Source organism: Psychrobium sp. 1_MG-2023 (assembly GCF_030689115.1).
Taxonomy (GTDB): Bacteria; Pseudomonadota; Gammaproteobacteria; order Enterobacterales; family Psychrobiaceae; genus Psychrobium.
On the sequence record NZ_JAUYVJ010000005.1, the window covers coordinates 28577 to 40836 of the forward strand.

General features: G+C 40.0%; 11 protein-coding genes. 1 reads left to right on the plus strand and 10 read right to left on the minus strand.

Features of this window, described 5'->3' with window-relative positions; translation table 11 throughout:
• Window positions 1-8: 8 nt before the first annotated feature.
• The 7 genes from Q8W26_RS03845 to Q8W26_RS03875 all read right to left on the minus strand — a co-directional run bounded on the left by Q8W26_RS03845 (window position 9) and on the right by Q8W26_RS03875 (window position 8363).
• Window positions 9-734 carry a response regulator transcription factor gene (locus Q8W26_RS03845; protein WP_101215057.1) on the minus strand — a complete coding sequence of 242 codons (726 nt, stop codon included), beginning with the start codon at window positions 732-734 and terminating at the stop codon, window positions 9-11.
• A 448-nt stretch (window positions 735-1182) separates the two neighbouring features.
• Complete coding sequence (locus tag Q8W26_RS03850) at window positions 1183-1875, minus strand: hypothetical protein (protein ID WP_101215058.1); 693 nt, start codon at window positions 1873-1875, stop codon at window positions 1183-1185.
• Between the two features lie 379 nt (window positions 1876-2254).
• Window positions 2255-3007 carry a 3-deoxy-manno-octulosonate cytidylyltransferase gene (kdsB, locus tag Q8W26_RS03855; RefSeq protein WP_101215059.1) on the minus strand — a complete coding sequence of 251 codons (753 nt, stop codon included), beginning with the start codon at window positions 3005-3007 and terminating at the stop codon, window positions 2255-2257.
• A 6-nt stretch (window positions 3008-3013) separates the two neighbouring features.
• Complete coding sequence (locus Q8W26_RS03860; RefSeq protein ID WP_101215060.1) at window positions 3014-3199, minus strand: Trm112 family protein; 186 nt, start codon at window positions 3197-3199, stop codon at window positions 3014-3016.
• Window positions 3189-4199 carry a tetraacyldisaccharide 4'-kinase gene (gene lpxK / locus Q8W26_RS03865; protein ID WP_305472395.1) on the minus strand — a complete coding sequence of 337 codons (1011 nt, stop codon included), beginning with the start codon at window positions 4197-4199 and terminating at the stop codon, window positions 3189-3191. The genes Q8W26_RS03860 and lpxK overlap by 11 nt, the downstream gene beginning before the upstream one ends.
• Window positions 4200-4211: 12 nt before the next feature.
• Entirely contained in the window at window positions 4212-5963 is a 1752-nt protein-coding gene (msbA, locus tag Q8W26_RS03870) for a lipid A export permease/ATP-binding protein MsbA (RefSeq protein ID WP_101215062.1), read from the minus strand.
• A gap of 39 nt (window positions 5964-6002) precedes the next feature.
• Window positions 6003-8363: a DNA internalization-related competence protein ComEC/Rec2 gene (locus Q8W26_RS03875; protein WP_101215063.1), complete on the minus strand. Its 2361-nt coding sequence runs from the start codon at window positions 8361-8363 to the stop codon at window positions 6003-6005.
• 27 nt (window positions 8364-8390) lie between these two features.
• Here Q8W26_RS03875 and Q8W26_RS03880 point away from each other — a divergent pair, with 27 nt between their 5' ends.
• A complete protein-coding gene (locus Q8W26_RS03880; protein WP_101215064.1) occupies window positions 8391-8903 on the plus strand; it encodes a DUF2062 domain-containing protein in 513 nt (170 codons plus the stop codon).
• Window positions 8904-9015: 112 nt separating this feature from the next.
• On the opposite strand, the gene lolE is transcribed toward Q8W26_RS03880, so the two are convergent.
• The 3 genes from lolE to Q8W26_RS03895 are packed head-to-tail and all read right to left on the minus strand — an operon-like array spanning window position 9016 to window position 12213.
• Window positions 9016-10260: a lipoprotein-releasing ABC transporter permease subunit LolE gene (gene lolE / locus Q8W26_RS03885; RefSeq protein ID WP_101215065.1), complete on the minus strand. Its 1245-nt coding sequence runs from the start codon at window positions 10258-10260 to the stop codon at window positions 9016-9018.
• Window positions 10260-10979 carry a lipoprotein-releasing ABC transporter ATP-binding protein LolD gene (gene lolD, locus Q8W26_RS03890; protein ID WP_101215066.1) on the minus strand — a complete coding sequence of 240 codons (720 nt, stop codon included), beginning with the start codon at window positions 10977-10979 and terminating at the stop codon, window positions 10260-10262. The genes lolE and lolD overlap by 1 nt, the downstream gene beginning before the upstream one ends.
• Window positions 10972-12213 (minus strand): lipoprotein-releasing ABC transporter permease subunit, encoded by a 1242-nt coding sequence (locus Q8W26_RS03895; protein WP_305472334.1) that lies wholly within the window; start codon window positions 12211-12213, stop codon window positions 10972-10974. Before Q8W26_RS03895 ends, lolD begins: the two co-directional genes overlap by 8 nt.
• Window positions 12214-12260: the final 47 nt, after the last annotated feature.

The following is a 12260-nucleotide window of genomic DNA, read 5'->3' on the forward strand; positions in this document are numbered from 1 at the left end:
TTATCTACTCAACTCTTGTTTTTACATAGCTGATAACCTTTACCACGAATCGTTTTAATGATTTTGGGTGCATCAATATCATCTTTAAGTTTTTTGCGTAATCGAGAGATTCGTCTATCAAGCGATCTATCAAGGGGATCATATTCATAACCTTTCAAGTGTTGTGTCATACTCTCTCTTGAAACAGGTTCACCAGGCGTTCTTGCTAACAAATATAACAATTCGAACTCTGAGGTTGTTAACTCTACCTCTATATCATCTAACATCAACTTTCTTAATGAGATATTAATGATTAAGTTTTCTAAAGATATGACATTACTATCTTCACTCTTTGATTGAACAGACTGATCTAAGTTTTTTTGTGGTGATATTCTACGTAACAACGCTCTGACTCTAGACAAAAGTAATCGAGGCTGAACTTGTTTTACTACATAGTCATCTGCTCCTAACTCTAAGCCCATCATCTGATCTATGTCATCATCAAGAGCAGTCTGCATAAGTATAACGCCATTATATTTATGCCTTATTTGACGACAAACTTCCATACCACTTTGCCCTGGTAACATTACATCTAAGATAACAAGATCAGGTTGTTGAACAAGCACGACATCAACAGCTTCATAACCGTCACTAACTACAAATACATCAAATTCATATTTCGTTAAAAAGCTTTTAATCAGGTTTGCTAATAATTCATCATCTTCAACCAAGACTATTTTTTTGTTGTCGGGCAAAGGTTTAAACTCCTTAAATTATGCTAATGACTGTTGGTTCGTTTTTGTTTTTCATTAGGCGCATTGTTTTCTCATTTAAATCGGTTCTAAATTTCTGCTTATAAAAACTATTTACACGCGATAAAGGCTAAATATACATTATTATTTTAAAGCTTGTTTAAGAGTATATTACTCCTGACCAAAAAATAACTTCACCATTTTTGTTAGGAGTAATATAACTTTGCCCTACATTGGCGACTTGACAAAAGTTTGAGTCGCTATTATTTATTGCGTCTAATTCATCACAGTTATCAAAAGATAAGATAGCCATCATTTACCTTTAACCGCAATAACCAGTGCTGAGTCACTCTCACCTAAACGATATCCCTATCCTTTACCGAGAAAAACGAACCATGTAACTACTTATTGCTTGAATCAGAACAAATAAATCCCAAATGGGTACAAATAACTACTCTTGAATCATTAGTTGTTTTCCATTTGAATCCACTATAACAAGATACGACTGACCGAAGTCACCTTGACACAAATCGATATCATTGTTGCCTACTTGCAAGCTGTCGGAACAATTACTGATAGTAAAAGCGCTGGAAACCTCACCTTTTTTCGCTATTGCAACCACTTCATCAGAGCCATTTATTTTTATGCTCATATCATTGTCGGCAAATATACGAACTCTAAAAACATCGCTGGTATTAGACGGTTTCTTTTCTAAAACTGATATTTTGTATTCATTAGACGACTCCCAGCTAATAACAAAGAAGTCTATGCCATTTTTCAGCTCGAATTCTACTTGTGCTTTATTAACGTTGCTATTGGTATCTTGTACGCCAAAGTAGCTCTTATTTAAATTAACGTTTTTTAAATCATCATGCCAAGTATACTTAATTGGTTCGCTACTGTCGTTTTTAGCTAGTTCAACAGTCTTATGATTGTCGTCAAATAACTTATTCCACTTGATAGAATTTTTGACATAAAAAGTTACCATGTCATCCACTGCATTAACATAAACAAGCTCAGACGAACGGTTTTGCTCAAGTTCATCGACACTTTTGTCGTATTTGTCACTACCGCCGCAAGCACTTAAAAATAAGCTCATTACTGTTGTACATAAAACTGCTTTCACGTTAAATTTTTTCATCATTTTTTCTCTCTTCAAAAACATTGAAGCAAGTATACATAAGCAGAAATTGATAATATGTAGCCTTCGCTAGACCAAATGTGACGGTTTGTGACAATGAGAGTTATTTCTCGACAAAGACCAACTAAGCATAAACTTTGCTTAGCAAAGAGAGTAGTCCGCACTTTGTGTTGGTGTTTTTAGCAGAATATGCAGGAAGGCATATAATATTAACCATACATGTCGGTTCTAAATGTTAGGGGAGAATCTAAAAATCCTTGTTCATTCTGGCATAACACAAAAGCACGAATAATATTAACGCCCTGAAGTTTCATTCAGGGCCGTTAGGTGGTGCTTTGCAACCGTTGAGTGGGCATTAGTTGTAATATTTAGCGGCAATCGTTTAATTAAAATGCATCCGAATACGTTCAAGATCCGCTTGAGTGTCAACACCAGCCGGAGGCGATTGGTGGGCAATGCCTACTGCAATCTTTTCCCCATGATATAACACTCGAAGTTGCTCAAGTGATTCAATCTGTTCCAGTGGCGACGGTTCCATGGTTAAATACTGACGAATAAAACCAGCACGATATGCATAAATTCCAATGTGTCTGAAATAGTTTTGTGCTAATAAATCACGGCTACCACGGTGAAAACCATCACGGTCGAATGGAATGGCCGCGCGGCTGAAATATAGGGCACAGCTATTCTTATCACAAACAACCTTCACCGCATTTGGATTATCGATATCTAAGTTATCATCAATTGGCACAGCCAGTGTGGCCATTGGGATAGTTGCTTTTTCACTTAACAACGCGGCAACCTGCGCAATATTTTCACTCGGGATCATTGGCTCATCCCCTTGGACATTAACGACGATTTCATCTGAATCTAAACCAAGCAGGTCGATTACCTCGCCCAAACGCTCGGTGCCGGACTCATGGTCTGTCCCAGTCATGCAAAAAGTGCCACCAAAGCCAGCAACAACATCAGCGATACGTTGATCGTCGGTAGCAACCACGACCTTATTGGCTCCAGAGCTCATCGCTCGTTCGTAAACCCACTGAATCATTGGCTTACCACCGATATCTAATAATGGTTTACCTGGTAATCGACTCGATTGATAACGAGCAGGTATAATGACACTAAATGACATAGATAGTTACTCCTGACTATTTGCTTCTAATGGCGTCGCTTGTTCTTCAAGCAATACAGGAATTGAGTCGTTGATTGGAAATGCAAGCTTGTCAGCGTGGCAAGCCAGCGTGTTATTTTGTTTATTGTAGCTAAGTTTACCTTTACAAACAGGGCAGGCAATAATGCCCAAAAGGTTGATATCAAAAGCCATTTTTAATTTCCTTTACTTTATCTAATATTTTTTGTGTTGCGGTATCAGTCAGTTTAGCGCTAACCGGTAAATAGAACCAATTGTCTTGTGCAAACGCTTGGCACTTGACGGCGTCTTTTTCCGTCATCAGTAAGACTTCGCCCTCGCCTGTTAACGCGTTGATAGTTGACGAGTCAAACGCTTGATGGTCAGCGAAAGCATGTTGACGATCAACCGCTAACCCCATGGTGGTTAGTGTATTAAAGAACCGTTGTGGGTAACCTATGCCTGCCATAGCGACAATTTTTTTATCCACGATGTTAATGTGTTCAACGGGCTCATTATTCGCCACCGAACAAAAAGCCTGAGGTTGTAGCTGCATTCGTTCTTCACCAAAACAACTTGAACCGCCATTGTTTATAATAAGATCCGCCTGCCCTAACCGCCACTTACCTTCACGCAATGGGCCCATTGGTAATAAGCACTCATTACCAAAGCGTCTTTCACCATCAACAACCACTATCTCAGATTGACGATCGAGCCGATAATGCTGGAGCCCATCATCACTAATAATAATATCCAGTGCGCTATTTTTTTTCTCTGCATATTCTAACAGTAGCTTAGCAGTAGATATACGATCAGCGCCAACAGCCATTAAACAGCCAGTTTGATTGACTATCAGTTTAGGCTCATCACCACAAACCTCTGCTGATGTATTAACACGGACGATTAAGGGTTCTCTCGATTGTCCGCCGTAGCCTCGGCTAATCACACCAACATTGAATCCTTGTTCCGTCAGTAGTTTGGCTAACCAAACCACGACTGGGGTTTTCCCATTACCACCGACAGTGATATTGCCAACAACAATCACAGGAACCGGTAGTGTAATTCGCTTTTTAATTCCAAGCTTATACAACAACCGACGCAGTGACGTGACCAACTTGTATAGTTGCATTAGGGGCCACAATATCCATATCACAGGGTGGCCTTTGTACCATGCACGTTCTATAAATGATTTTATCATAGCTCAACATTAACCCTGTGCTGATTGCATATTATGTAATTGACTATAAGCACCGCCTTTTTCGAGTAAAGCCTCATGGGTGCCAGTTTCGATTATTTGCCCTTCGTCCATCACGACAATAAGGTCGGCGTGCTCGATGGTTGATAGACGATGTGCTACAACTATTGATGTTCTTCCTTGCTGTAACACTTCAAGTGCATCTTGAATAGCACGCTCTGATTCGGTATCGAGTGCAGAGGTTGCTTCATCAAGAATCAATACAGGTGCGTTACGTAATAATGCTCTGGCAATGGCAATACGTTGACGCTGGCCACCGGATAGATTGGCACCATCTTCACCAACAGGGCTATTTAGACCTTGAGGTAAGTTATCGCTAAATTCAAGAACATGAGCGGCTTTAGCTGCATCATAGATTTGTTGTTCACTTACCTCACCTAAGGCCCCATAGGCGATATTATTAGCGATGGAGTCATCAAATAACACGACTTGCTGAGAAACGAGTGCAAATTGCTGCCGTAAATTATCAAGTTGATAATCATTAATTTCGGTGCCATCGAGCGTGATTCTACCGTCACTGTGGTCATAAAAGCGCATCAACAAACTTGCGAGTGTCGATTTACCACTGCCCGAACGACCGACAAGCGCCACTTGAGAGCCAGCAGGAATTGATAAGTTGATATCTTTTAGCGCCTGTTTCTCCTGACCCAGATAGCTAAAGTTTAACTTGCTGATATTAAGATCACCGACGGACCTTTCGGTCAGTTTACTGCCATTATCTACCTCATCGGGTAAATCAAGCACTTCAAAGACACTAGCACAGGCTGTAATACCACGTTGAAAATCTGCGTTGATTTTTGAGATTTGTTTCAAAGGTCTCATTAATGAGCCCATTGCAGCTATCAGCGCCATAAATTCGCCAGCAGATAATGGATCAATTAAGCCATCTATACTAGTAATCAGAAGTACCGCAGCGATAGCAAATGAGCCTACAAACTGAATAAAGGGAGTGCTCGACGCACTAGCACCGACAAGCTTCATAGCTTGTTGGCGATTTTTGTTGTTTACGCTCTCAAAACGTTTGGCTTCTTTTTCTTTACCAGAAAAAGCGAGAATGATCTTATGGCCTTTAAGCATTTGCTCAGCCGATGTCGTCACTTGGCCCATTGCCGTTTGTATCGCCTTACTTATTTTACGAAAGCGCTTAGAAACCACAGATATGATCAAACCAATTAACGGTCCGACGATAAAGAACACTAATGAAAGCTGCCAGCTGTAATAAAACATAATTGCAAGAAGACTAATGATTGTCACGCCTTCACGAACTAATGAGATCATAACTTGCGAAGTCGCTCGAGCAACTTGTTCGGTATCGAAGGTAATTTTAGAAATCATAGAGCCTGAGCTATGACTATCGAAATGACTCACTGGCATGCCTAGCATTTTGCTAAATAACTGCTGGCGCATCTGACGGATCACATGATTGCCAACCCATGCCATAGTGTAGGTTGATATGAAGCTAGCAATCCCTCGCCCTAAGAAAATCAACAAGACAAAGACAGCACCAACCCCTAAAATACTGCGATCATCGCCAGTGATACCTTTATCAATTAGAGGCTGAATATAATAGATCAAACTCGCATCAATTAAGCCATAAATCACTAATGCTAAAAATGCGACGATCAATGCAGATTTATATGATTTAAAATAGGTAAGAAGGCGATAGAAAACAGCTTTGAAGTCGATAGATTGGTTCGAAGGCATCGAGACTACTCATAATAAGAAAACTCGGCTATTTTAGCCCTATCGGTCGAAATGACCAAATGAAAGATCACGATTATACCAAAAAGGCGCAAAATCTTGACGATAACTTTGATATCGCAATGTTTTTTCACTTAAATCGAAACTTATTTGTCCCAATTTTGCTGTATTTAAAATAGTTGAACCTTGTTTTCTATAACGGGATAAAACTCGATGATGAGGTAAGAACCATTGATTAAACCTCGCTGCACTCACTACGCCATATTCAGGATTAATCAATTTTAAAAACGATTGAGAAGATGAGGTAGCACTGCCATGATGAGGTACTTGAAGGATTCGGGCTTGCCAGGAGCTATCAAGCTGTCTTATAAGTCTGTTTTCTGCGGCTCGTTCGATGTCACCCGTAAATAATGCCGTGTGATTCTTATAACGCAGATGTACTAAGCAAGATTGATTATTCTCACTTAAATTTGTTTTATTGCTTTGTGCAAAGTAAGCACGTGCAAAGCGAAGCTCAACTCCACGCCAAACGATATGCTTGAGTTCATCGCACAATAACGGCTTGATAAGACCCGCAGGTTCAGCCGGTAACTTGTTATATAAAATCTGTGCTGATGGAAAATGAGCTTTTAGAATAGGCAAACCACCACTATGATCATTGTCGGCGTGAGAAATAATGATATAAGAAATCGAGCTAATCCCCCAGTGCCTTAGAAAAGGAAAAATAACTTTCTCAGCAACGGGGTGTTGTTTATTTGCTGCGGTGTCAATAATGATTGCTTCATTGCCAACTTGTAACACAGCAGCATTGCCATGACCAACATCCAGAAAGTGCAGTATAGGTTGAGGGTTGTTAATTGGACCTTTAACCATAAACACTAGGCAAACCAATATCACTGATATACAGCTCCTTATAAATACCAGATAGGCATGCTTTTTAACCATCACGAATTTGTAAGCGCCAATCAATAAAACAATCAATACAACCATAAGGACATGCCATGGTTGAGCTAGTTCAAGCCACTGATAAGGGCATTGAATTATCCACTGTAAAAAAGGCATCAACACGGAAAATAGCCTATCTGCAGCGATAAATAACATATGGCTCACACCATGAAGGTAAGACACTTGCCCGAGCAGTAAAGCGACTATAATAATGGGAAGAACAAGCAGACTGATTAAGGGCAATGCCACCATATTAGCAAGAGGTGCAGCTAAAGATACCCCTTTGAAAATCAAGATTTGTAACAGCGCCATCCCTAGCCACAGCGCTAATTGTATTTTCAGTAAGGTTACAGTCGCCACAACTATTTTATATCGCAATGGTGTCTTTTCAGCTCTCTCCTTCTGAGGTGAACTCATTAATGTAAAGAAAATGATTACTGCTACCGCAGTAACAGACAACCAAAAACTCGTCGATAAAATGGCAAGTGGGTCGATTATTAACAAACAGCTTATGGTAAACAAAAAAACCGTTTGCAAAGTTAATTTTTGATTAATGAGTAAAAAAAACAATGTAAGCGCGAGCATCAACAAGGCCCGAACCGTTGGTGTGCTCATACCTGCCAGATAGGCATAGCCAATGACAACAAAGAAAGATAAGCCAACTGTAATCCATCTGGTGTGATTTGTAGTTCGATGTAAGATTCGTAATGACAAAAAACACAGTGATTTGGTAAAAACGCTATACACAAAGAAGAAAACCAATGAAAGATGTAAACCTGAAATCGCGAATAAGTGACTGGTCCCCGTTGCAGAAAGTACCGCCCAGTCATCAACAGTAAAACCTTGCTTATCACCGATGGCGAGAGCTCGAATGTATTGTTGATAGTCTAAGCCACTCGTTTGTTGATTTAATCGCTGTGATACCTGAGCTCTTAGGTTCGGTGACGAGTCAATTATTTCTCCACGTTTAACATTCGCTACAGCTATCACCCCCTGCGCAATTAACCACTGCTGGTAATTAAAACTGCCCTGATTTGCTAAACCATGTAACGGCTTCACAACAACCTGTAACATTAAGCGCTGTCCTTGCTTCAGATCATGGACACCTTGCCAATAAATCAGTAGTTTACTAGTCATTGGTCTAATTAAATTGCTTGTTTCTAGCTGTTCTAGCTGAAAATAGAAGCTATTATTGAATTTTCCCTGTTTGGGTAGTGAAATAATTGTTCCTTTTATGCTAGAGTTTGCGCTACTAACAAAGGTTAAATCGGAGAAGTGCTGATTTATCGATACAATAAAGTATGCTGTGCCTATTAAAAAGCTGGCAAAATATTGATTTGTTTTTATTGTGAAAATTGCAAAAAATGCAATGACAACGCCAACCCACATAGCTGGCAGCGTTGGCCATATTAGAGATGATGTTAGTCCAATGACAAACCCGAGTAATAAACGTTCCATAGCGAATTAGTGCACAGTAGATTATTTATGCCAAGAAAAACCATAAAACGGATGATGCCCGACCATCAAAAAATTAAAGAGCATAAGCATTTGCGTCATTTGGGCTCAAGATTACATGATCCAAACTTATGGCACTTAAATAGACGCAGTGCATCTGGCGCGTTTGCCGTTGGGCTGTTTTTTGCTTGGATGCCCGTGCCTATGCAAATGTTGCTCGCTGCATTCAGTGCGGTTTTCTTCCGGGTTAACCTTCCGCTTTCCGTGGTATTAGTCTGGATTAGTAATCCAATTACCATGCCTCCGATGTTCTACGGTGCTTATCTTTTAGGCGCTAAAATCATGGGAGTTGAAACGCAAGAGTTTAGCTTTGAAATATCAATAGAGTGGCTTGTGGCCAGTGTTAGTACCATAGGACCTCCTTTCCTTTTAGGTTGTGTGATAGTGGGGGCAATATCAAGTTTACTTGGTTATACCATCATCCGCCTACTTTGGCGTGCATCTGTAGTCAAAGAGATGAAACAGCGGCAGAATAGAAAATAAGTTCGTCCTATTGCGTTAATCAAGCATTCTAATTTTATTTCATCCATTAAAAAGGCAAGTGTAGTACTTGCCTTTCTTTTTGCCAGTTTTGTCAGAATATTTAATACACCGGTTACTGGCCAAGAACGACAGCGGGTTGAATTTTGCTTGCTTGTATTGCTGGATACAATGTGGCAATCAGGCTAATCACAAGCGTAGAACCAACTAATAGTAATAAATCAGACCAATGGAAAGCCGAGGGTAATGTATCAATAAAGTAGATATCAGAGGCTAGCACCTTGAAGTTTAAACTCTGCTCTATCCATTGAACCAATGAGGAAAGATTTTTAGCAAGAATAATCCCTACAATCCCGCCAAGTAAACAGCCAAGTGTTGAGTTGATCATCCCTTGAACGATAAATATTGATTTAACTTTGCCTTGAGTTAACCCCATGGTTAGTAGAATCGCAATTTCACTTTCTTTATCTTTTACCGACATAACCAAGGTAGATACAATATTAAAACTTGCAACTGCAATGACCAACACTAAGACAATATAAGTAATTACTTTGACCAACTGAATATCACTATAGAGGTGACCATGTTGCCTCGTCCAGTCACTGAGATAGACATACTGCTGAATTTGATTGGCTAAGTTTCTAATGATTATTGGCGCATTAAAGGCATCATCAAACTTAAACCGTATGTGACTCACCCCATGTGTCATCGCATTGAGCTCTCGGGCGTCATCAAGGTGAATGTACGCTTGCGAGTAGTCAAGTTGACCACCAAACCTAAATGCCCCAATCAAGGTAAATGAGACGGAGGACGGAGCCTTAAAGCGCCCATTAGATGATGGCTGCGGGATTAAGATATTAATCTGTTCGCCGATAGTCAGTTCAAGATCATCAATAATACCTTGTCCGAGAATAATACTGCCGCGTTGTGATTCTAGTCCTTGCCACGACGCATTGCTGACATAATTGGCATTATTTAAAAATGATTGCTCTACTGACGGTATCACACCATCTAGTTTGAGTGCACTAAGGTCATTCCCTTGTAAAATAAGACCACTGGTTGTTATTAAAGGAGCTGCACTGATAACCCCTGGCATTTTTGTTGCCTGTTCAGCGAGCCCTTGCCAATTAGCAATAGGCTTATTGATCATTGAAATTTCACCATGGGGAACGACCCCTAGTAACTTATCTTTTAGCTCTCGCTCAAAGCCATTCATTGCAGACATAATAACCAGTAATACTGTAATGCCTACAGAAATTCCGAGCATCGCAGAAAGCGATATAAATGAGATAAAACCATTCGCTGATTTAGCGGTTAAAAATCGTAATCCAATTTTAGCTGAAAGATTATTAGCTGACATTAGACAACCTTTGCATTAGAGTTATTGGTAGCTTCTGCACTGTCAGCTTTTAATACACCAGCACTGAGATTAACCACACGATCTAAACGTCTCGCAAGCATTTGGTCGTGTGTAACGACAACAAAACTGGTTCCCTGACTATCCCTCAATTGTTTAAGCAATTCAAAAATAGTGTGTGCATTCTCGCTATCTAAGTTGCCCGTCGGTTCATCTGCCAACACTAATGCAGGACGATTAACCAAAGCACGGCTAATCGCAATTCGTTGACGCTCGCCACCAGATAGCATCGATGGTTGGTGATTAGCACGATCTTTTAGCCCGACTTGCTCAATCATTGCTAACGCTTGCTGTTTCGCTTTTTTTTCAGAGACCCCAGCTATAAGCAGCGGCATCATTACATTTTCTAATGCGCTAAATTCAGCCAATAAATGATGAAACTGATAAATAAATCCAAGCTTTTCATTCCTAAATTGTGCCTGCTTTGTTGCTGACAATTGATGAATATCCTGCCCATTGAATAATACATTTCCTTTGGTCGGTTTATCTAATGTCCCGAGAATATGTAGCAATGTCGACTTACCTGAGCCCGAGCTCCCCGTGATAGCGAGTAACTCATGTGAAGATAAACTAAGATCAAGTTTATTCAATACATTAATTGAATTGTCACCATCTTGATAAGTTTTAACAATGCCTTGGCAAGTAAGTAATTTATTATTCATGTTTTAAAGCCTCAGCGGGATTAATTGTTCCAGCTTTGTATGATGGGTAAAGCGTTGCGATAAAGGTCATCGCTAAAGTCACAATAACGAGTTGTATAATTTGAAGTGGATCGACAATAAGTGGTAGGCCAGCTGAAGGATCAACAGGGTTAATCGCTCCGCCAAGCCCTAATAAGTTTAGAATATCATTAATAGTAAAGAGTAAAATGAACCCAAGGATTAAGCCGACAATTGTTCCTATTATTCCATTCATCGTTCCTTGGGCAATAAAGATCATTGAGATGTGTCGTTTGTTTAAACCCAAGGTCGATAAGATCGCAATGTCAGTTTGTTTCTCTGTCACCAAAATAACTAATGCAGAAACAATATTAAACGCTGCCACAGCTACTATTAAGCTAAGCATTAATCGCATCATGTTTTTTTCCATGGTGACAGCAGCGAAAAGTTCACCGTACTGTTGACGCCAACTTGTGATGGTAACAGTATCATCGTCACCGAGAATATCCGCTCGAATCTTCTGAGCAACCCCATCACTTTGCAAGGCATTATCAAGAAATAAGCGTAAGCCACCGACACTGTCAGAGGGATGTCGTAATAATTTAGCGGCATCAACGATATTAATTAAAGCAACCGACATATCCGCTTCAGATTGCATCTCAAAAACAGCACTCAAAGTAAAGTTACGCTGGTTGGGCATACGACCTAAAGGCGTATATACACTTCTTTCAGCCGACAGTACCCTCACCTTATCACCTAAGTTCAAATCAAGTTTTGCGGCAAGTGCTGAACCTAGAATGATATTATAATCACCTGGTGTGAGACTTGAAATGTCACCGTAGCGAATATGCTCGCTAATTGGATTGTGTTTCTTAGCTATATCAGGCTCAATACCTTGCAACATCACCGCTTGAATATGTCTAGTTCCTTGCAACATCGCTTTAGAAACATTAATTGGGCTGACACCGATAATCTCTTGTTGCTTCTCGAGTGAATCAACAAGATTATTCCATTGTTGATAGCTTTGTCGCTTCTCTACAATCAAATGTGGCACGGCCCCTAAAATGCGTTGTTCAAGCTGCCTTTCAAAGCCGTTCATCACACTTAACACAACAATTAAAGCAGCCACACCTAAAGCGATACCACCAACAGAAAACAAAGTAATGAAGTTTAAGAAACGACTGCCACTACGGGACTTGGCGTAGCGGGAAGCGATAGATAAGGAAATTAAGTTCAATTGAATCCCTCAATTGTTTCGTTACCACTGAGCAAATGACAATAAAA